Origin of the sequence: Endozoicomonas elysicola (assembly GCF_000710775.1) — a bacterium.
In the GTDB taxonomy this organism is placed as follows: domain Bacteria; phylum Pseudomonadota; class Gammaproteobacteria; order Pseudomonadales; family Endozoicomonadaceae; genus Endozoicomonas; species Endozoicomonas elysicola.
This window is the reverse complement of sequence record NZ_JOJP01000001.1, coordinates 4850558-4872960: the sequence shown is the minus strand read 5'-3', so window position 1 is coordinate 4872960 and position 22403 is coordinate 4850558. Positions and strand designations below refer to the sequence as shown.

Annotated in this window: 16 protein-coding genes; 7 read left to right on the top strand and 9 right to left on the bottom strand. The window is 42.0% G+C overall.

Going from position 1 to position 22403, the window contains the following annotated elements; all coding sequences use genetic code 11:
• The first annotated feature begins 285 nt into the window (after window positions 1-285).
• Genes GV64_RS20580 through GV64_RS20570 form a run of 3 tightly spaced genes read left to right on the top strand, consistent with a single transcriptional unit; the run spans window position 286 to window position 3455 of the window.
• Window positions 286-1665 carry a TniQ family protein gene (locus GV64_RS20580; RefSeq protein WP_020581675.1) on the top strand — a complete coding sequence of 460 codons (1380 nt, stop codon included), beginning with the start codon at window positions 286-288 and terminating at the stop codon, window positions 1663-1665.
• A complete protein-coding gene (locus GV64_RS20575) occupies window positions 1662-2099 on the top strand; it encodes a hypothetical protein (protein WP_152554134.1) in 438 nt (145 codons plus the stop codon). The genes GV64_RS20580 and GV64_RS20575 overlap by 4 nt, the downstream gene beginning before the upstream one ends.
• A 6-nt stretch (window positions 2100-2105) precedes the next feature.
• Entirely contained in the window at window positions 2106-3455 is a 1350-nt protein-coding gene (locus GV64_RS20570) for a TniQ family protein (protein ID WP_020581673.1), read from the top strand.
• A gap of 14 nt (window positions 3456-3469) precedes the next feature.
• On the opposite strand, the gene GV64_RS20565 is transcribed toward GV64_RS20570, so the two are convergent.
• The 4 genes from GV64_RS20565 to yfaE all read right to left on the bottom strand — a co-directional run bounded on the left by GV64_RS20565 (window position 3470) and on the right by yfaE (window position 7519).
• Entirely contained in the window at window positions 3470-4483 is a 1014-nt protein-coding gene (locus tag GV64_RS20565) for a TniB family NTP-binding protein (protein ID WP_020581672.1), read from the bottom strand.
• Window positions 4473-6476: a Mu transposase C-terminal domain-containing protein gene (locus GV64_RS20560; RefSeq protein WP_020581671.1), complete on the bottom strand. Its 2004-nt coding sequence runs from the start codon at window positions 6474-6476 to the stop codon at window positions 4473-4475. The genes GV64_RS20565 and GV64_RS20560 overlap by 11 nt, the downstream gene beginning before the upstream one ends.
• On the bottom strand, window positions 6476-7120 hold the full coding sequence (locus GV64_RS20555) for a TnsA endonuclease N-terminal domain-containing protein (protein ID WP_020581670.1): 645 nt from the start codon (window positions 7118-7120) through the stop codon (window positions 6476-6478). Before GV64_RS20555 ends, GV64_RS20560 begins: the two co-directional genes overlap by 1 nt.
• A 114-nt stretch (window positions 7121-7234) precedes the next feature.
• Window positions 7235-7519: a class I ribonucleotide reductase maintenance protein YfaE gene (yfaE, locus tag GV64_RS20550; RefSeq protein ID WP_020581669.1), complete on the bottom strand. Its 285-nt coding sequence runs from the start codon at window positions 7517-7519 to the stop codon at window positions 7235-7237.
• Window positions 7520-7573: 54 nt separating this feature from the next.
• Between yfaE and GV64_RS25375 the strand changes: the two genes are divergently transcribed.
• Window positions 7574-7726, top strand: a complete 153-nt coding sequence (locus tag GV64_RS25375) for a hypothetical protein (protein ID WP_020581668.1) — start codon at window positions 7574-7576, stop codon at window positions 7724-7726.
• Between the two features lie 14 nt (window positions 7727-7740).
• Here the strand turns inward: GV64_RS25375 and nrdB are convergent, their stop codons facing one another.
• Window positions 7741-8871 carry a class Ia ribonucleoside-diphosphate reductase subunit beta gene (nrdB, locus tag GV64_RS20545; protein WP_020581667.1) on the bottom strand — a complete coding sequence of 377 codons (1131 nt, stop codon included), beginning with the start codon at window positions 8869-8871 and terminating at the stop codon, window positions 7741-7743.
• Between the two features lie 191 nt (window positions 8872-9062).
• Window positions 9063-11333, bottom strand: coding sequence for a class 1a ribonucleoside-diphosphate reductase subunit alpha (gene nrdA / locus GV64_RS20540; protein WP_020581666.1), 2271 nt, complete (start codon window positions 11331-11333; stop codon window positions 9063-9065).
• Window positions 11334-12118: 785 nt separating this feature from the next.
• On the opposite strand from nrdA, the gene GV64_RS20535 reads away from it, so the two are divergent.
• Both GV64_RS20535 and GV64_RS20530 read left to right on the top strand, forming a co-directional pair.
• On the top strand, window positions 12119-12835 hold the full coding sequence (locus GV64_RS20535; protein ID WP_020581665.1) for a response regulator transcription factor: 717 nt from the start codon (window positions 12119-12121) through the stop codon (window positions 12833-12835).
• 170 nt (window positions 12836-13005) lie between these two features.
• Window positions 13006-14598: an ATP-binding protein gene (locus GV64_RS20530; RefSeq protein ID WP_034844423.1), complete on the top strand. Its 1593-nt coding sequence runs from the start codon at window positions 13006-13008 to the stop codon at window positions 14596-14598.
• An 18-nt stretch (window positions 14599-14616) separates the two neighbouring features.
• On the opposite strand, the gene GV64_RS20525 is transcribed toward GV64_RS20530, so the two are convergent.
• Window positions 14617-16536 carry a MutS-related protein gene (locus GV64_RS20525; protein ID WP_157236942.1) on the bottom strand — a complete coding sequence of 640 codons (1920 nt, stop codon included), beginning with the start codon at window positions 16534-16536 and terminating at the stop codon, window positions 14617-14619.
• Window positions 16537-17507: 971 nt separating this feature from the next.
• Window positions 17508-18440 (bottom strand): LysR substrate-binding domain-containing protein, encoded by a 933-nt coding sequence (locus tag GV64_RS20520; RefSeq protein ID WP_020581662.1) that lies wholly within the window; start codon window positions 18438-18440, stop codon window positions 17508-17510.
• Between the two features lie 178 nt (window positions 18441-18618).
• Between GV64_RS20520 and metE the strand changes: the two genes are divergently transcribed.
• A complete protein-coding gene (metE, locus tag GV64_RS20515; RefSeq protein WP_020581661.1) occupies window positions 18619-20916 on the top strand; it encodes a 5-methyltetrahydropteroyltriglutamate--homocysteine S-methyltransferase in 2298 nt (765 codons plus the stop codon).
• Between the two features lie 138 nt (window positions 20917-21054).
• Here the strand turns inward: metE and GV64_RS20510 are convergent, their stop codons facing one another.
• Window positions 21055-22266 carry a hypothetical protein gene (locus tag GV64_RS20510; RefSeq protein WP_020581660.1) on the bottom strand — a complete coding sequence of 404 codons (1212 nt, stop codon included), beginning with the start codon at window positions 22264-22266 and terminating at the stop codon, window positions 21055-21057.
• Between the last annotated feature and the right edge of the window lie 137 nt (window positions 22267-22403).

The following is a 22403-nucleotide window of genomic DNA, read 5'->3' as shown; positions in this document are numbered from 1 at the left end:
GTCAGCGGTTCTCCCTGATCACTTTGAAGCAGGTTTCGTTACTGATCAGGTCTGAAAGTCGGCCTATATTCATGATCAATGCTGGCGTTGACTATTTTTCAGTAAAGGATAGTTCAGAAGTCCGGAATTCGAAAAGAGCCTTAATTTTAATGGTTTAAGATCAGTATTCGTGAATTTATCAACTATAATAATTTAATAAAGAAATTGTTTTTTAAAATATGATTTTATTGGAACAACCTCTTAGCTGGATTGATTTATTATACGAGTTTAAGAAAGGTGCAAGGAATGCTTTTATATAGGCCAATACCATATGAAGATGAGTGCTTGCTTAGCTATTTAATCAGACTGGCTGAAGGGAACGGAATTGGTTCTCCAGCTGGAATTATGAATTTAGCCGGTTATGGAAATAAAAGTGGAAAGCTAAGAGCAAAAAATATACTTACAGGGAAAAGCGAAATTAAAGGTATTTCGAAAATACTTGATCTATCGATAGATGTAATAAGAGAAATATCATTCCAAGAAATTGAAGACGGGGGCTTTTATTTGGTTTCAGGAATAAAAATTCCTTTAGGCCTTGTAAGATTTAATAATCCTAGAGTTTGCCCTGGCTGTATAAAGGAATATGGGTATGGGTTGGCGATCTGGAATGTTGTTGCGATTACAAGTTGTCCTGAGCATAAATGCAGTCTTGTGGATTGTAAAATAGGGAAAGATAAAAGGCTTACATGGTATAGGAATAAACTGAATTCATTTCCAAATGACGATAAAATTTACTTGTGCGATGGCAGGCCTGTAAGTAATGATTCACTGTTATTATCAGACACTATCTTAAAGGTTGTAGATGGTAACTGCAAAGAACTGCATGAAGATTTTAGAGGAATAGCTATTGAAGATTTCCTCTCCTTATTATATTGGCTTTCATTCTGGAAACATCGAGCTGACAGTCATGAAATGGGTGTCAAAGCAAGAAATAAGCTTCCTATTCAGTCATGGTCGAATCATGATTTGAATTCCTTTTTTATGAAAGGGTGGAGAGCTATAAAGAACTGGCCAGTAGCATATTATAAAATTCTGGAATACTACTCAGAAAATCCAATGTCGGCTTCTGGAATTCATGGTGTCACTCTGTGCTTTAGGGATATTTATCGAATTCTAAAAGGTGATAATAATTGTCGATGGAATGAACTGCTAAATAAAGAATTTGATTATTATATAGCGCAAATATGGTCCGGAAGATATTTAAGCAAAATGAAAAAAATGAAATTAGAGAGCAAGGATCTTAGATATATAAGTAGATCGCAGGTATGCAAGAAATTGAGGTGTGATATAGGTACGGTTATTAGGTATGAAAGGTTAGGGATAATTAAGCTGGTTGAAAGAGGGAAGGGGGCTGCAATATATGAAAGAGCGCAAGTTGAAGAGCTGGAAGTGAGGTTGAGAAATAAACTGGATTTTAAAGATGTGTGTGCCCTTTTGCATGTTCAAAGAGCTGTATTGAGGCGGCTTGTTAATTCAGGTGTGATTAAAACATTTATCAAACCATCATCAGATAACAAGAAATATATCTTTCTGAAAGAGGATGTTGAATCTTTTATAAATATGGCTAAGAGAAATGCAAAAAAAATAAAGATTTGTCAGGTGGGTACAGTTATGAACAAGTTTTGAAAAACTATTACTTTTCAGGGATAGAATTTTCACAAATTGTTGAAGGTATGTTCGAAGGACGGATTCATTATTTTTTTGTTAAAAGTGATGCTGACCCATGGTCAATAAAACAAATGTGCCCTGTAATGCCTAAACGGCACATTGCGAAGGATGGATACATAAAGCCTATCGAAGTTGCGGAGATGGTCAATGTTGATATAAAGGTAGTATATTTTTGGATGAAGAAAGGTTTTTTAAAGTTCGATACATGCCAACTCAGTGGCAACAAAAAAGCAATGAGGCTTGTATCTGAAAGTCAGCTGAATAATTTTTTGAATAAGTATTATAACGATAGGACAGCAGGAATTTGTTATGATATAAAAGACACCAAGCGTATGACCCTCGTTTCAGGAAAGCAATTGGATGGGGGGTTGATTGATTTGTATGTTAGGTGACAAACAGTGCCGCTATTGGTTCGTCCGCGTTGTTTTGAAAACGAAAGTATTATATGGTATTTGGCTCGGGTTGCAGAAGTAAATGGCTTCAAGCATCTATTTCATCTATTATCATTCATACAGAAAAAGACTATTACGGTTATAAGTTTCGATTTCTTAAAATTAGGGGATGAGACTTTACAGAGATTTTTAGAAAATGATCTTCAATTAAATAAAGAAGATTATGAAAATATGTTTTTGCCATCAAAGTATGAGGAGGAAGATAAGAGATATTTGTTACGTTATTGTCCATGCTGTCTAAAGCTCAAAGGTTGGGGAGCGCTACATAACCATATACAATTATTCTCCTTTTGTCCTGAGCATGAAGTTAATTATGAGCATCTTGATACCTTCAGATTGTCGTTAACAGAAATTAAGAGGCTAAATTTAAAAAATAATAGGTTACCTATCAAACCTTATATAAAAAAAGGGGGTTCCTTGGTTTTTGATGGTTCGGAGCAAGCACCAGTTACTTCCGTGTGGGAGATTTTTCATTATGGAGATGAAATCGTTAAGAAAGAAACTGTTACAGCTGATAATATAAAATGTGAGATTTGGTTTTATGAAAAAATAATTAAATCTTTTCGTGTTTTAAATTTAGGTGTGTTTGGTTTTTTAAGATTTGATGAGGTGGTGGTCTTAAAAAATATTTTCGACAAAATGTATGATAAGTTTATTAGAGAACTTCGTATAGTAACAGGGCTTCCATTCCTTGAATTATATTCTTGGGAAGGATTTTCAAAATCTATGGTTATTGACATTGAGATGGGTTTAAAACTACTTATCAAAAGGCTAATTGAGCTTGGATTTAGCAGTAGCGATTCTTTAACCATAATGTTTACGCACTTTATCTTTCCACTTGCATCTACCAATTTATCTAATGTTGAGGTTGTCTATCCTCTTCATTCGCGTAATCTAATGCACGGATTAAGTGATTTCCTGTGGTATGAAAGGAATGTATTTCCTGATATATCTCTTGACAGCAATGAAAAGGATTTTATTAAGCATCATATACCGGACAATATAATTGAGTTGGTAGTGATGAAGTTATTCTATGATGTAGATATTGATTGTTTTTATACTAGATTTTTTGTTAAAGAAAGCGGTGTGGAAAACATGGGCTTACTTAGGGATAGAATTGTTGCAGGTTATGTTCAGATTAATGGAGTAGAATACTATAAAAAGTATATCGATGACTCTTCTTACTTTTGTGGTAGGCTGACTAATATTCCACTAGATCAACCATTTAATTATTCTGAGAGGATTATGGACAGCTTTTGTGTATCAGAAAGAGAGGATGAGAAGCTCCCCGCATAGTGGGGAGGTCTAATCTAATGTTTTGTCAGATTTTTTTCGAATTCTGAAAATGTAACACTTATTTTGTTATTTTCATCAAATGATGAAATATTAATTTTATGATTTGGAAAGTAATTGTAATCATCCTGAGTTTCAAAAAGAATGCTGTCAATTGGTTTTAGCATCAGGTTGTTTTCTTTGCTGTAACCGCAAAATTTTTCAACAGCATCTGAAATATACTCTAATGGAATACTATTGAGGTTAAACTTTACTGCTTTTATCGCGGCTTTTTTTATTATGTTTTTCATCAGAGTCCCGATATTACCATTGGAACAGCAAAGTAGCCGAAAGGCTAATTCATTTTGAGTTAGGCCAGAACTATTTTTAAAGGGAAGCTGTTTTTCAACCTCTCCTAAAAATTGGAGAAAGTCACTAAAGTTTTTTTCTGTATATACCGGCATTGAGTGGTGTATTGGAAATCTTCTGGCTAATTGAGGGTTTGTTTCCAGGATGATATCTGACCAAGTCATGCCAAAAAGAACAATTGGCCGTTTTGAGTCATTAATGAGAGTTTTTAACCAGTCACCAATATCATGGAGAACCTTTTTAGAATATGATTCAATACAGTGCTGAAACTCATCAATGATGATAAGTTCTACACCTGTATTTTCTATAAGAGTTACCAGTCGCTTTGTTAAGGAATCTATAGTATCTCCTCTGCCGAGCAGTGGATCTCCTATATCACGAAGTAAAGTTTGAACAACAGGTTTCGGTGTTCTAGCTTTTGGGATTGATGAACTCAGAATCTGGATCTTAGTTCTATCTTCCTCTTCTATTCTCGGGTTAAGTTCATTCATCTTCTCAATCAGCCAAGTCTTACCCGAGCCTGGACCTCCTGTTACCAGAATACAGTCCGGCTCTGTTCTATATTCATTAAATTTTGCCCACTTTCTGAAGTCCTCAATATCATCAATTATTTCTTGAATATGTGGGCTTGATATAAAAATATTTTCAATGGCTTTGAGGCGCTCATGTTTATCAGTAGTCATCTGATCCCCCTAGTCTGAGGCTACTTCCCCAGCCTGTCGGTTTAGGTTTAGGTGTATTTTTTGAGAGGCTTTCTTTTTCAGGCTTATTGGAAGAGACCGTCTCTACTTTAACAGTCGTTTCATTGTCATTTGATGGGGTCTGCTTCTTTGTTTTCTTAATTGTTTCTGTTTGTGTGATTTTAGCTAGCCTGCTAGCTCTGGCTCGAGTGTGTGCTTTTTTATGGTTTAACTCTTCGTCAACTATCTTCTGAATAATTTCTTTTGCTTTGTCTAGATTCTCAGGATTTACTGAAGACTGGATTTTATCCTTTAGATATTGCCTTATGATTTTGTGTTGATATACAGACAGCCCTGCTGCGTATCTTAAGTTGATAGCTCTGGCTTCAAAATACGTATTTGTATCGGTGTTAAGAATGAATATTGACCCAATATCATCTGGGTTATATTTTATGTTGACATTAATGAAGCCTTTTTTGCATCTATATTTAAACAACTCTTCTGAGTCATAGACAATATGATCAATCTTAATGCCGTATTTTTGGATTGTTCTTTTTTTCGTTACAGCAATTATGATATCAAGTGTCTTTGTTGATATAGGGATGGGAGGATAAATTTCAGCAGATTCTCTCCACCAAGTATCGGGTACAAGACTGCTTTCAGCTCTTGGTGACTGCTGATAGATATCAATAACCCATATATGGAATATTTTGATGAAGGCTGAAAATCTGATAATTGCATTTTTTTCTGGGTCGTAGTCTCCTCTTTTAATGATATTGGAAAATGTCTTTCCTGGTTTATCATCTAACAGCTCTTTGTTGATAGTATCAAAGTGCGATTCAATACGCCCCTTATACCAAGGCATTTTTGCTGGATTTCTTTGCAGGATTATCCCTAGATCCAAACAAATGTCATCCATTGATAAGCTTTCAAATTCCATTCCTCTATCTGTTACAAGCTTGGCAGGTTTCCCATAAGTGAGCCACTCATTTACTATTTCTGGGTAGATTTCTTTCACGTAGGTCTTGGGAGCTATTGCATGCTTTAGTGCTTTGGTAACCGCAACATGATCGGCTGCTTCAAAACCAATATTAAACCCAAGAATAGATCGAGAGTAGTGATCAATAATAGATGTTATATAGGGTCTTCCTAGGGGAATCAAATTCTTATCATCTACTACATACAAATCAAGAATTGTATGGTCAATTTCAGCTCTTTCTAATATTCTTGTGGTTTTTTGATAATCCTGTCTTTCCCTGAAGTTTGCTCGTGTTATCTTTTTTCCTTCCCTGGCTTTCGAGAGCTCATATGGGGCTTCTTTACATATTCGATTATAAAATGTGTTATATTTTGGTTGTTTTAACTCTTTGGATGAAACAACTTCTGCATTGTAATTTGATATTAATATTTTTAGCTTACTATAGGCTGTAGTTACGGATGGCTTTTCCATTTTTTTAAAAGATTCTATTGCCTTTGCTATAAAATCTTCAACTTCTTCACCGAATTTGTTTTTTTTCTTTCCTACGTTATCATAATCTGGTAGTAAGCCTCGGATGCTTCCACCTATTGCATTATAAGATTTAATCCATCTTTCTACAGTGCGCCAGTTTGGGGCTTTATCACCAAGTCTAGTAGCCGTTTTTTGAATAGATGGAGTTAAAGATTTTTCTGTAAAAGTCTCTATCCCGTCATCTTTAATCTGGTTTATGTATTCTAACCGCCTTTTTGCTTGCTTTTTATGTTTTTCAGGTGATGATGCAAAGTCGATTCTTGATGACTGATATAGTTTGCTCTCTTCATCAGTAGCATATAGGAAACTGACTTTTTCACATGCAATTAGCTCTGCTAGCTGGCTATAGCTATATGTGATTGTATAACCAATGATCATCTCTTGAAGATTAACTTTGGAACCATTAACCCCATAAACTGTGAATATGAGTTCTTCGCCGTTGTCTTGCTGGACTTTTAATTTCGTTCCTTCCTTAATGGGTCTCATTATTTCACTCTTGATACAACTGAGTTAATGGATAGGGGGGCATCTATATCTGTTTTTAACATACCATTAGCTATCATCTGATAGACATAGCAGAGTTGTATGCCTTGATATTCGCCGTCGATAAGATTTGAAATTCTATCTTCACCTAGTGAAAGAGCTGTGTAGATATGATTGATAAATGTTGTGGGTATTTGATCAATATACTCATACTGGTGCAGGACTTGTAGATTAGTAAACTTTGGCTGTTGATAAATGAACTCCTCGGTGATCATCGTGATCGGAATGCCGAGTGATTGAGCCTGCTTTTTTATTGCATCAAACCGCGCCTTTGAAAAAGTCTTCGTTTCTGAATATTTTTTATACTTGATTTCGTAGTATTTAGGTTCAGAAATATAGTTGACCAGAAAATCTGGTGTATATAAACAGACTTTTCCCTCAAATAAATAATAGAAGCCTAATGGTTGTGCCTCGTAGCTTAGAACATCAGGGTCGTATTCAAGGTGATAGCAGAAATCTGCCTCTAAGGGGCTTTCCGTTAGAATTGATTCCCTTTGACCCTTTCGTTTGCTTGGAAAAGTCGTAATTCCCTTTCCTTTTTGCTTGCGAAGATTTCTCTTCTCCTTAGCATATTGACCTGGGCGCATACTTCGTACCTTAGTGCAATTAAACGAAGTATGGAACTAAGATACGACTTTGTCACTCTATTTTTTATGATATGACATTCTTTTTTGTTTGTTTGTCATTCTTTTTTGTAAATATCATAGGCGGTTCTTTTTAAGTTTACATCCTCCCGGGATCTCAATGGTCAGGTCGCCTTTGGGTTGGCAGCAGCAGGCCAGAATTTTTCCTTCAGGAATGAAGGCAATGGGGTCTGTTGTGTAGGTGACTTCTCCATCGATAAGGTTTATCTGGCAGCTTCCACAGAAACCCTCACGGCACTGGTACTCAACGTCTACTTTTTCTTGCTCAAGAGCTTCCAGAAGCGTCAGCTCGTTACGGGGAATAAAGCTGAAACCTTCCAGAATTTTGATAATGTGAGCCATGATGCTTCGCCTGTATTAGTCAGACCTGAATCAGGGGTGACTATGGGACGTTGTATGCTGAGACTGCTTATACCCATCGTCTTTCATATTCCTGCTTTGTTGGCGATGTTCGCCCACTGGAGTGCCAGCCCGACTCTGTCACATAGTGTTGTTAAGCTTCCGGGGCTTCGCTTACTGGCCGCCGCGCAGGAATATGAAATTCTTTAGGTATATAACGCTTCTTATAATGAGAAGTTACTAAAGTCTTCAGACTGAACTTCACTATCAATTTGTCCGACCAGATAGGAGCTTACTTCCACTTCCTGGGGGGCAACCTGAACGTTATCACTGTTAAGCCAGCTGTTCATCCAGGGCAGAGGGTTCTGCTTGATGGTAAAGGCAGGCTCAAAACCAACAGCAGACATGCGTTGGTTAGTAATATATTCAACGTACTGGCCAAGAATATCCCGGTTCAGGCCAATCATGGATCCATCACGGAAAAGATAGTCCGCCCAGTCTTTTTCCTGTTCAGCTGCATCAATGAAGATCTGTCGGGCTTCATCTTTCAATTCTCGGGCAATGACGGCCATTTCAGGGTCATCCTTACCGTCAGCCATCAGCTGCAGAATATGCTGGGTACCGGTAAGGTGCAGGGCTTCATCACGGGCAATCAATTTGATGATTTTGGCGTTGCCTTCCATGGTGGAGCGCTCTGCAAAGGCAAAGCTACAGGCAAAGCTAACGTAAAAACGGATCGCTTCCAGTACGTTGACCGAAACAATGGTCAGATAGAGCTTGCGTTTCAGGTCCGTGATGCTGATGTTAACTTCTTCACCGTTAATGATGTGCTTACCTTCGCCCAATTGGTGGTAAAGGCTGACGCCTTCAATCAGAGCATCATAGTAACGGGTGATGTCTTTGGCCCGCTTGGTAATAGCTTCATTGGTAACAATATCGTCGAAGATGCGGGCCGGCTCCGTGACAATATTACGGATGATGTGAGTATAGGAGCGAGAGTGAATGGTTTCACTAAAGGCCCAGGTTTCTATCCAGGTTTCCAGTTCTGGCAGGGAAACAATGGGTAACAGGGCAACGTTAGGTGAGCGACCCTGCACTGAGTCCAGAAGGGTCTGGTATTTCAGGTTGCTGAGAAAAATATGCCTTTCATGATCAGGAAGTGCAGCAAAATCGCGACGGTCAGTCGAGAGATCCACCTCCTCAGGGCGCCAGAAAAAGGAGAGCTGTTTCTCGATCAGCTTCTCAAAGATAGGGTATTTCTGGACGTCATAACGGGATACATTGACATTACGGCCAAAGAACATGGGCTCCTTAGTGGCATTGAAGTGTTCCTGGTTAAATGTGGTGTATGTCATTGTTTGATTTGCCCCAATTCAGTGGTTTCCGCGCATGGTTTTCTGGCCGGCTTTTAGCCTGGGCAAGAGTGAAGCGAACGACGCTGTTTAGCTATAAGCATTTATCTATAAATATTTACGCATGGATGCCGCTCGCCCAGGTAAACATTTCCAGTCTCTTTAAGAGAGTCTTTAAAGAGACTGGATGTTCATCAGATCTTGCAGGCTCCCCCCGCGCAACCATCGTCCATATCGTTTTGGGCGTCGGCAGCGCCATCACGAGTGTTGTGGTAATACAACGTTTTCACGCCCAGTTTGTAGGCTGTCAGCAGGTCCTTCAGGAGCAGTTTCATGGGTACCTTGCCACCTTCGAACAGGCCAGGATCATAATTGGTGTTGGCCGAGATGGTCTGATCCACGAATTTTTGCATGATGGCAACCAGTTGCAGGTATCCATCGTTATTCGGGAGGTTCCAGAGTAGTTCATAACGATCTTGCAACTCGGCAAAGTCAGGAACCACCTGCTTCAGAATACCGTCTTTACTGGCTTTGACACTAACGAAGCCTCTGGGGGGCTCAATGCCATTGGTTGCATTACTGATCTGGGATGAGGTTTCGGATGGCATCAATGCGGTCAGTGTTGAGTTACGAAGACCGAAGGACTTGATCTCTTCGCGCAGGCTTTCCCAGTCAAGATGCAGAGATTCTTCACAAACTGTATCAAGGTCGCGCTTGTAAGTATCAATGGGCAAGATACCTTTCGCATACGTGGTTTCATTGAATTTGGAGCAGGTTCCCTTTTCCTTGGCCAGCTTGTTTGAAGCTTTCAGCAGGAAGTATTGAATGGCTTCAAAGGTGCGGTGAGTCAGTCCATTGGCGGAGCCATCAGAGTATCGAACACTATTCTTGGCCAGATAGTTGGCAAAATTAATGACCCCGACACCGAGAGGGCGTCGTCCCATGGTCGAGTTGTAAGCAGCGGGAACCGGGTAGTCCTGATAGTCCAGCAGGCTGTCGAGGGCCCGTACAATCAGTTCGGAGAGCTCTTCAAGTTCACTGAGGTCTTTCAGGGCACCCAGGTTGAATGCTGCCAGTGTGCACAAGGCAATCTCGCCTTCTTCATCATGGATATGCGTCAGTGGCTTTGTTGGCAGAGCAATTTCCAGGCACAGGTTACTCTGGCGAACAGGTGCTACAGAAGGATCGAATGGGCTGTGTGTATTACAATGATCCACGTTTTGCAGGTATATCCGCCCAGTACTGGCACGTTCGGAAGCGAACAATGAAAAGAGTTCGATGGCTTTCAGAGTGGTTTTGCGAATGCTGCTGTCCTGCTCATACTGCTTGTAGAGCTTTTCAAACGCTTCCTGATCGGCAAAGAACGCATCATAAAGCCCGGGTACATCGCTGGGTGAAAAGAGCGTGATATTTCCCCCTTCGATCAGACGCTGATACATCAGCTTATTAAACTGAACCCCGTAATCCAGATGTCGTACCCGGTTATCGTCAACACCTCGGTTGTTTTTCAGAACCAGTAGGTTTTCAACTTCAAGGTGCCAGATTGGGTAAAAGAGGGTGGCTGCACCACCGCGGACACCACCCTGAGAGCACGACTTTACCGCTGTCTGGAAGTGCTTATAGAAGGGGATGCAACCAGTATGGAATGCTTCACCGCCTCTGATTGGGCTACCTAGAGCTCGAATACTACCAGCGTTAATACCGATGCCTGCGCGCTGGCTAACGTATTTAACGATCGCGCTGGAAGTGGCATTAATAGAGTCCAGCGAGTCTCCACACTCGATCAGTACACAAGAGCTGAACTGGCGCGTAGGTGTACGCACCCCGGACATAATCGGGGTTGGTAGGGAAAGTCTGAATGTGGACACCGCATTGTAGAAACGCTCAATGAAATCCAGGCGGGTCTCTTTCGGGTATTCAGCAAAGAGGCAGGCACCAATGAGCATGTATAGAATCTGGGGGCTCTCATAGTACTCACCGGTCACTCGGTTCTGTACCAGGTATTTGCCTTCCAGCTGCTTCACTGCGGCATAGCTGAAGTTCATATCACGGCTGTGATCAATGAAGGTTTCCATCTGATCAAACTCAGCTTCGCTATAGTCCGTCAGGAGGTGTTGGTCATACTTTTTCAGCTCCACCAGTTTAACCACATGGTCAAACAGCCGTGGAGGTTCAAACTGGCCGTAAGCTTTTTTACGGAGGTGGAAAATGGCCAGACGGGCTGACAGATACTGATAATCTGGCGCCTGAGTCGATATCAGGTCCGCTGCGGATTTGATCAGCGTTTCGTGAATATCCGTGGTCTTGATACCATCGTAGAACTGTATGTGAGACTTAAGTTCTACTTCTGAAACGGAGACATTATCCAGGCCTTCAGCGGCCCAGGTGATGACTTTGTGGATCTTTTCAAGATCCAGCTGTTCCTTGTCGCCGTCACGCTTGGTAACCAGGATACTTTTGTTCATTCAGCCCCTACCTATATTCAATGGAAATTCTTTGTACAACCGTCATTTGTGCAGACCACTATTATCTCAAGGTCGCCTTGACTGGCATTGACCTTGGTGAATGTGAGTCTATCCGGGATGATGCCGGGAAATATCCGCCAAGGCAGATGCCCGCTCTTTTTACGAGACAGGTTTGCAGGACTGAGACAGCACGCCAAGCGGCTGAAAACCTGTATGAATATTCTTCCGTGAGCACCGTTTGCCATTCCTTTCTAGGCTGCTGTGCACAGACAAGTCGCTGTTTCTGCCCGAGTATTGCTTCAGGTATTATCTACAGCCCGTCTTGTCAGGCAATGTGCCGACCAGCAGTGATGGGTACTACATATTGTGTATCGACCATTTATATACACAAGATAATGCGCTTGTTGAAGAAATTCAAGCCGGTTAAGTTGGGGGGATGCTGTGGATAAGTTGTGGATTTTTTCTGGTGTTGGTGCCCGCTAACTCCCAGGTAACTTTTTCAGACAGAAAGAATAATTTGCAAGATCGACCGGAGATTTTCTCAAAATAAAAAAATATCCTGAGTCTATTTTTGATAAAAAAAAATAATAAATTTTCTGGGCTCTGGACGTTGTCTCAGAAATGTCTGGCTTCTTCCGGCTCTGGGGAGGACGATTGAACGTTGGTAGTGTAACATCTACGCCCCATACAAGATTAGATTGCCTACGAAGTGCCAGATTTCCGCCGCTTTAAATATACAGCAATGGCTTGAGCATTTCGTCTCTTTAACCCAGGGGTGTAAAACAATGGCTTTGGATAATGCAGAAACGGGTCACATCCTGATTGTTGAGGATGATGAGCGTCTGGCGACCCTGACCCGTGAGTACCTCGAAAATAATGGACTTCAGGTGTCTGTTGAAGGTGACGGCGGTAAGGCTGTTGAGCGTATTTTGAGTGAACGTCCTGATTTGGTGGTGTTGGATCTGATGCTGCCAGGAGAAGACGGGGTTTCCATCTGTCGACGTGTGCGCAGTCAGTATTATGGCCAGATACTTATGTTGACTGCCAGAACCGATGACCTTGATGAGGTGTTGGGGCTGGAAATGGGGGCAGATGATTATGTGGCCAAACCTGTCCGTCCAAGAGTACTGCTTGCCCGTATACGCGCCCTGTTAAGAAGAGGGCCTGCGCAGGTAGAAGAAGAGCCTGAAGTGAAGAACAGTCTCCGCTTTGGGGCTTTGGTCGTTGATAACTCCATGAGGGAAGCCTGGCTGGACGACAAGAGCGTAGATCTGACCAGTGCCGAGTTTGATTTGCTTTGGCTGCTCTGCTCGAATGCAGGCAGGGTGCTTAGCCGAGAGGAGATCTTTGCCCAGCTAAGGGGGATTGAATACGATGGCCAGGATCGTTCTATTGATGTCAGGGTGTCACGCATTCGTCCAAAGATTGGTGATGATCCAATGCATCCGCGGTTGATTAAAACCGTGCGCAGTAAAGGCTATCTCTTTGTGAAGAGCATGTGAAAAGTGATATACCCGTCGCCTTTGACGTTGCTACTTTAGTTGACTGCACTAACTCACAGGAACAATAGTCCAGTACGTTTATGTAGTGTTTTTAAGCTCACGGGGCTTTGCTCACTTGCCGCCGCGTAGCAACTTCAAATTCTTTGAGTGTAAGCCTTCGGCATAAAGTTATGAGCAGTATTTTTCTCCGAATCTATGGTGGTCTGCTATTTTCTCTGGTTCTGGTTTCAGTCCTCTCGGGCATTGTTGTCACTATTGTTAATGGTGTTCGAATGGCTGAATACCGTGAAGATATGGCTCGTGGTACATTCCGGCTTGTTTCCGAAGTCCTGGCGGCAATGCCGGACGATGATCAGCGGAAGCAATGGTTAGGAGAGTGGGGGCATAAACTATCGATCCCTTTTTCAATAGTGCCGATAGAGCAGTCTGGCTTCAGCCGGAAGGAAGTTGAACAGCTATCTCAGGGGCTGGTTGACGTCCAGATGTTGAATGAAAAGTCCGCAGTTATTACCTCATGGATTGATGATCAATGGCTGCTGCAAGGGCGTGTGGCTGAAATCTCGGAACAGATGGCAAGTGGTACCATTGTTTTTCTCAGACATCTGCTCAGTAGTTACTCTCCGGATGAGCGCATTGAGGTATTGGCAAAACGGTCAGAAGCATCGTTAAGTTTTCCGGTATCGATTAATCAATCTCCAGGCACGTACTTAACGCCTCTACAACAGGGCCAGCTACAGCAAGGTAGTGTGATCACTGTGTTAAGTGTAAGGGATGAGTCGCTTCAGCTTTATGCTCAGATGAAAGATAGTGACCAGATCCTTCATCTTGGACCGTTGAAACTACTCAACCTTTATCCGTTTAAACTGATTTTGACTCTGGGCCTTTTTGTGCTGATTTCTCTGAGTCTTGCTATCTATATCCTGGTACGGGGGATGGAGAAGCGGCTGAGAAAGTTGGAAAGGGCTGCTACACGTTTTAGTCGAGGTGACTTTGATGTCAGAGTCAATGTTGGAGGAACCGACTCAATTGGCCGTCTGGCGATGGCATTTAATGCCATGGCAGACCATATACAACGCTTGCTTAGTTTGCAGAAAGAAATGATTCGAGGGGTCTCTCACGAATTAAGGACACCTGTTGCCCGGTTACGCTTTGGTCTCGACCTGGTTGCTGATGCCAGGACGCAGGAAGAGCGTGAATCTCAATTGGAAGGAATGGATCAGGATATCCAGGAGCTGGATCATTTGGTTGATGAGTTTCTCACCTATGCCAACTTGGAGCAGGGGGCACCAACGATCAGTTTGAAGCGTAATGATGTTGATAAAGTGGTAGCACAGGTGGTTGGTGAGCATCTCCGGTTACAGAACCGAGTAGAAATAGAACATATTCCCTGTAATGTATTAAACCCTCGCCGTTTTGTAGAAATTGATCGGCGTTACATTCATCGGGCTATACAGAATCTGGTGGGTAATGCCTGTCGATATGCTGACAGCAAAGTTCAGGTACGCTTTTCATCAACTCAGGATACCTGTCGTATTGATGTGGATGATGACGGTCCAGGCATTCCGGAAGAACAGTGGGAGCGAGTATTTTCTGCTTTTTCAAGGCTGGATGACAGCAGAACGCGCAAGTCAGGAGGATATGGACTGGGGCTTTCCATCGTCAGACGTATTATGTATTGGCACGGAGGGCGAGCGCTGGTCAGCCACAGTCCTCTGGGAGGCGCACGATTCAGTCTGGTTTGGCCCAGGAAACAGAGACATTGAGAGAGAAACATCTCTGGTTTATTGGTGTTCGAGAAAGTTATACGAGGCTTTCGGGGTATTGCCCTCAGGGTCTTCCAGCAGTTCTTGAACAATATCAAGAAAGTCCTGCTGAATACCTCCTTCTTTGAGAATATTGAATGCCACATTCTGTGTTGAGGAGCCAGGCTTTAAAACATAGTCATACTCGAGGTTCCCCTCATTGTTAATGTCCGCGCTCACATGAATGTTTTGAAAAGTTCCTGGGAACTGATCGGCAAGTGATGTCAGTCTGGTGTAGTGGGTGGAGGATATGCTGATAGTATTGGAGAAATCTCCTATTGCTTTCATATAGGCTAGGGCTCCTACCTCTCCCTCTTTTGGATTGGTGTTGCTAAAAATTTCATCAAGAAAAGCAATGCTGAACTGACCCTCAGTTAATGATTGCAGCTTCTGCAGAAGTTTGATCGCTCGCTTTGATTCTGCGCTAAAACTGGACACGCCCGTAAAAGTCTCAGGTTCAATGACCATATGAGTATGAATGAAGGAAAAAGGAGTCAGCGCAAGGGCTTCAGCGGCAGCTATTCCAAGAGTTTGTGCCATGATGACATTCAGAGCAATAGCATCAATGGCAGTGGACTTTCCTGCTGCATTTGGACCGGTGATGATGATATTAGAGGGAGGGGATTGACTGGCTGTGAGATCACTGGGAATGGCAATAGATGGATGCAGTAGGGGGTTCCAGAAGCCCTGTAACTCTATAGTTGGTTGTTCCGATAATTCATATTGTGCAAAGCTCAATGGGTTATGCTCTCTGTAAGATGATGACCTCAATAGTTTTGCAACGGTTAACCAGGCATCAATTTCACCGGTTGCCTGCATTATTCGTGTCAGTGAACTGTGGTTTCTGCGCAACAGCATCAGACTTCTTTTGTAGCGTCCCATATTGGTTGATAGATAACTGAGGGCATCAGGTGTTTTCTCAGGGGCATCTTTTAAAAGCGTTACTATCTCTTGGATCTGAGTGGAGTTGCGGAATTTCAGGAAGCCACTGTAGTGATTCAAAATACCTTCAAGAACAGGATGATACTGAAGTAGTTGTTTCAATTCTCTTGCACTTTCTAATGCTCTGCCTGGTCTGCGGCTGCGTTCCATCACAAAGGTGTATGCAGCTCGAGTCTCCTGAACAAGCCGGTATGATTTGTAAATTGCTATTATCTGCAGCACTACAAAGCTTCCAAGAGTAAAAATTTTGGCTGGAGGTGGGAGTCCTTGAAAGTTCTGGTGAATTATGGATATGACCAGATTCATGTTAGATGGCAGGTTTATTGCTGCATCGAGTAACCCCTGAACAATACCGTAGCGAGGGTCAAAGATTCCAAGAAATGTGGACCCGATGAGTCCAAGAGGAACATTCAGTGCCCCAAGAATATTGATTGTGTCGTTTAAGCGGCGGGCAATTTCTTCACGTGTTGAATCGCTGGTTAATCCCGGGAAGTGTGTCTGGTAATCGATTTCATCAAAATGGGGGCTGTTCACTACATCAGATGGATCCAGTAATGCAATGAGCCCATCTTCATCTGCTGCATAGTGAATAAGATACTCCTCAATCTGAAAGATAACTTTTGGATGGTCTAGCAGATACTGTAATGCTTGCTGGCGTTTTTGGAGGGTGTTTACATCAGTAATTGGCGAAATAAGCAGGTTTGCCAGCATAATTTCACCTGTGACAGTCATAGGTGAGCCGATACTACTGAGAAGGCTTTGTCCAGGATTTTGTATGGTGCCACTAAGAATATGTAGATCTTTCACTGCATGATAGGACAGAGTCTCGTTATTTGCTTTATGTGCCTGAGAAAAGTTTTGCAAAAGAATGCTTCGCCTTTCACCGGGGGAAAGAATAATATCGGGTAATTCCTGTTTTTGGTTTCGAGCATTCATTGCATTTTTATATTTATCCACTGAGTGAATTTTTGATAAATGATCATGGATGAGCTGGTAAGTATTACTGATCTCCATTTCTCCACTGACGTTAAAGCTTGTTGTTATTGTTGTGATAAAAAAAAATATTAAATGTTTTTTTCCTATTGACTGGCTTTGGTGTTTGTAATTTTGGTTTTTTATCTTTCTTTTGTTGATAGCTGATTTATTGCACAAGTTTTGCGTATAACACTCTTCTTGCAATGCCTGTTTGGAGTGATTTGATTCTGTTAAGAGTGCAGTCATGGTGAAATAAAAAACATTCTTTTTCTGTAAGGTAATACACAAATAGTCGGTAGAGTGGATGTGTTTTTTGGTGGAGAGATAAATGGTACTCATTCAATATGATGATAGATTAGACTAAATAAACGCAATGTTTTGTAAAGATTTTGCATGGTATATTCGGTATTTATAGTATGAGAAAAATATAGAGTGTATTCATTGTGTACCTCAAAATCACACGTAAGATGAAGTCCAGTTTCTTTGGTAATAATAAAGTCGAATTTCCGGTTGTCATTTGTATTGGGCTTGAAACTATTTATGACCAAGTTTCTGATTGGATAGAATATTTGATTTTGGATGACCAGCGTTGTCTATGAGCTTAATTTTAGTGATTTTATCAAGTAGAAGTTGTTTTTGTTGTCAGTGGTTTGAAGAAATGATACGAGGTGATCGTTTTTAGATTTTTTAAACGAGATTTCTTGTGTTGGCTACTAAATAAATAGAAAGGCTGTCGTTTAATTATTATTGTCGTATTCTTAGCTATTTGGAAAGACTACCTGTACCTGTACCTGGAATTATTTAATACTTTTATTATCCTGAAATAGAAGTTAAACAAAAGTATGTTCCTAAGCTTGTAAGAGGATTCTTGTGTACCAAAGTTTGAGGGGACTATCAATAAAATGACTCCCCCATAACGAATAATCTTAATGTCAAAAGAATGTGACAAAGAGCTATGCCAGTTTGATAGCGGTTAGGGTTTCGAAACAGGTTTCTCTGGCCGAAGAAATAAAGCTGATAATATAGGGTTGCTCTTTTTGTTCTATCCTGATGGCTGCATACAGGGTTGACCATAACCCCTCTTTACCAAGTCGGACCGCAGAGACTTGCCCTTTATCAAGGTATTCAGCCAATGCCCAGCAGGGCAATGCAGAAACTCCTCGCTGGCTGGCTACTAATTGCAGCATCATCAATGTGAGCTCTGCTGTGCGAATATCTGCAGGGTCAATATCTGCAGGATCAAGAAATTCATAGAAGACAGCGAGACGTTCTCGTTCAACAGGGTAAGTGATTAGAATCTCATTTTGCAGATCAAGAGGTATCACAAACTCTTTCTCTTTCAAAGGGTGTGTTTTTGCAATGGCCAGGAGCATCTCATACCGGAACAGAGGTATATATTCGATACCGTCAATGGGGGTTGGATCAGAGGTTACCACCAGATCAAGTTCACCTCTCGAAAGAGCGGGAAGAGGGGCGAAGTTGAAGGCAGTGGAAAAATCCATTTCTACCTCGGCCCAGTGTTGTCGGTATTCTCCGATGGTGGGCATTAGCCATTGGTAGCAGCTATGGCATTCAATGGCGATGTGTAACCGCCCGGATTTACCGCCTGCCAGTCTCAAAAGGCTTTGTTCGGTAGCTTTAAACCTTGGAAGCACTTCTTCAGCTAACTCCAAAAGTTTCAATCCGGCAGTGGTGAAGCGGGGGGGGCGGGATTTGCGGATGAATACTTCCATACCAATGCGGTGCTCAAGCTCTTTCAGCTGATGAGACAGGGCCGATTGAGTAAGGTGCAAACGACCTGCGGCGTCTACCAGACTGCCGCTTTGGTGAATAGCTTTCAGTGTTTTCAGGTAACGTAACTCAAGGCCCAGGTTTTGTGTTGTCATAGCTCGTGCTTCTCCTGTTAGCCTTTTAGGTAGACCATAAGACTATGTTTATTAGTATCTTTCACTTTTATTATTAGAAAAATGAGTTTGATTCAAGTTTAACTCTCCAACAGAATCGTGACTACTCTTTGATCAATCCTGAAAACAATAAATTTGATGATCTCCCCGGAGTTTTTACATGATCACTACTCATAACCTTGGTTTTCCACGAATAGGCGCTAACCGTGAGCTGAAAAAGGCTCAGGAAAGTTACTGGCGAGGAGAGTTGTCTAAATCAGAACTTTTGGAAGAAGGGTGTCGTTTACGAAAACGGCACTGGCAACTACAGAAAGATGCGGGATTACATCTTATCCCAACAGGTGATTTTGCATGGTATGACCAGGTATTGAACCATTCCCTGATGCTTGGAGCAGTACCCGAGCGGTTCGCGGAAGCTGACCCTGGCGAATTAGATACCCTGTTTCGAATGGCTCGTGGCAGGGCTCCCACTGGAAAATCAGTAGCTGCTTGTGAAATGACCAAATGGTTTGATACCAACTATCACTATATTGTGCCTGAATTGACCAAGGGACAGCAGTTCAAACTATGCAATACCTCTATTCTGGATGAAACAGCTGAAGCGATTGAGCAGGGTATTAGTGCAAAACCTGTATTGGTCGGTCCACTGACCTGGTTGTGGCTTGGGAAAGTGAAAGGTGAGTCTTTTGATCGTCTGGAGTTGCTGGATTCTGTCGTTGAAGTTTATGACAAAGTTTTAGCAAAGCTGGCTGAAATGGATGTGGAGTGGGTACAGATTGATGAACCTATTCTTGTACTCGATCTTCCTTTGGAGTGGAATCAGGCGTTTGAGTCCGTCTATAACCGCTTGCAAAGCTGTAAGGTAAAAATTCTACTCGCCAGTTATTTTGGTGGTCTGAATGGAACGACGACTACGGTTGTTAATTTGCCGGTGGATGGAATTCATGTGGATTTGACACGTGACCCTGATCAATTACCCGCTCTGCTTGACCGGTTGCCAGCTTATAAGGTGTTGTCTGCCGGTGTGGTTAATGGCCGGAATATATGGCGTTCAGACCTGAAGCAAATACTGCAGCAGTTAAGTGATGCAGAAGAGCGATTAGGCGATCGACTCTGGGTAGCGCCAAGCTGTTCATTGCTACATGTACCGGTCGATTTAGATAATGAAACCGAGTTTGATCATGAACTGAAGTCATGGTTTGCCTTTGCTAAACAAAAATGTGAAGAGGTATCTGTTATTGGTCAGGCGTTGACCGGCGGGCATCAGGCACAAGATCCGGCTGTGGTGAAATTGATTTCTGATGCAGAAAAGGCAGCCTCAGACAGACAGCAGTCCCAGCGGGTTCATAATACGCTGGTGGAACAACGGGTAGCTGCATTAAAGGGAGATCAGAAGATTGATCATCGACACTCTCCTTATGCTGTAAGGGCAAAGCTACAGCACGAAAAGTTGAATCAGCCTGAATTTCCTACAACCACTATTGGCTCTTTTCCCCAGACTCGGGAGATTCGGCAGAAACGCATGCAGTTCCGCAAGGGTGAACTGGATGAACAGTCTTATATCGCTGCCATGCAGGAAGAAATCCGAAATACAATCAAAAGACAGGAAGCGCTTGGGCTTGACGTTTTGGTGCATGGTGAAGCTGAACGTAATGATATGGTTGAATACTTTGGTCAGCAGCTGGACGGTTTTGCTTTTACAGCCAATGGCTGGGTGCAGAGTTATGGCAGCCGCTGTGTAAAGCCACCCATTATAATTGGTGATGTCAGTCGCCCTGAACCGATGACTATTGCATGGAGTCGTTATGCTCAGGATCAGACCAGTCAACCCGTTAAAGGAATGCTTACAGGGCCTGTCACTATTCTTTGCTGGTCATTCCCCAGGGATGATGTAAGTAGAGAGGAATCCTGCCTGCAGCTGGCTCTGGTATTGAGAGATGAGGTTGTCGATTTGGAAAGGGCAGGAATAGGTGTGATTCAGATTGATGAGCCAGCCATTCGTGAAGGGCTGCCATTAAGAAAAGCAGATTGGCCAGCTTACCTGGAATGGGCGGTGAAGAGCTTTCGAATTGCGGCCAGTGGAGTAAAGGATGAGACTCAGATTCACACCCATATGTGTTACAGCGAGTTTAACGACATTATTGAATATATTGCATCGATGGATGCAGATGTAATAACCATAGAGACATCTCGTTCAGATATGGAGCTGCTGGATGCTTTTGAGGAGTTTGAATATCCCAATGAAATAGGTCCTGGCGTTTATGATATTCATTCACCCAATGTACCTAGCATTGAGTGGATACAAACTCTGATGACTAAGGCGGCACAAAAAATTCCCAAAGAGCGTTTATGGGTTAATCCCGACTGTGGATTGAAAACCAGAGACTGGCCCGAGGTAGAAGCAGCTTTGAACAATATGGTGGAGGCTGCAAAGTCACTTAGGCATGCTGATTTCTGAGAAATTTTGAAAGTTATTTTGTTGATAAGAGTGCAGAGTAATATTTTATTCAGCACTCTTATCTTAAACGTCTGCTAGCAACTAAATGGCTATACTGCCCTTGTTTAAGGGGATTACTTACAAAAAAATCTGAGGAGTTTATTTGTTATTACGCCTACCCGGTATGCAGTAGGGGTGATCCAAGACTAAATATCTGTAACTCCTCGATTGTACTTTTAAATCTGTTTCATCATTGCCTTCTCTACTTTCATGAGCTTTGTGATAGGGGGCAATCAATACTGAACTTTTATCTGTTGGATCTTGATGTTCATCTGCAGGGAAAGCAAGTATATGCCACTTACTGATATACGCAGCTGAATCTCTTTGAACCGGATCAATTAGCATCATTCTAAGAGTTGGGCATCGGGATTCAAGACTAAAGGTTCTATCTGCTTGCTTTATACTGTCGGTATCTGGTTCAGATAAGCATCTGATGTTCGATTCTTTTTTATTCATCTCAGGGAGGGCAATGTCATTAGTCTTGACTGGTAATGGTTTTAATGAGTTGGAGGTAGTGTCAATACACGTTTTCCTTTTTGATTTCTCTTTCAATGTACGAATTTTTCTTAGGCAGCTTTCTAATATTTCTTGGGTAGACAGTTTTTCAGTAGAACCCAAAGTCAGGCACTGCTTTAGGTATTTGAGGGCTTCGGCCTGTCTCTGGCGGCGAAGTTGCTCTTTATAGATGCGCTTCTCGTTTGCACTCATCAGCGAGGCTTCAGTTTTGTTATTCTTTTTACTTTGTACTGTTTTCTTCTGTATTTCTGTACTTGTGCTTGTAGAGGGCGTTAATCCTCGTTCTGACACATAATATGCACATGCTCTTATTACTTGCACTTTTGAGGCCTGCTTTAGACTCAATTCTTTCCTTAGAGCATTGTAGAAATCAGCTAGCTCGTGCCTGCGTAGTCTCTCATTAAGCATGGCTTGCTGCTTTTTAGTTGTAACAACTGTTGGCTGCTTTTCAATGTTAGGTTTTAAAAGGCTTTCTTGGTTTTTTAAGTGGTGACTGGCTGATGGTGTGAGGAAGAGTTCTGGTAATGAAGGTTCAGAGCGAAGCTCGTCAGAGTTGTCTGTATTATAAAAGGTACTACTGGTACATCCTTGGCTTATTACAATATCTGAACTGTCCAGTTGAGTGCTGGCATGGGCTCCCATAAATGGATCGCCATGTTGCATTAACATATATTTTTGAGCATTAACAATTGCTGTAACCCGTGCTTTTGGCGAGCAGGTATCAATAGTTTGCTCTTTTCCTTGTTGGTATTGTGCTGATGATAATGGCCATATGGTTGTTAAAACTGCATCCATCGAATAAGTCCTTAATAAGTTAAATCACAGCTTCCTGACTGGTATCAGTCATAATAGCTTCCATGGTAGAACAACAGCTAACGATTTCCTGAGATAGTTTGCATAGGAAAAGTGGCTGGTTCTCTTTGAAAAAAACC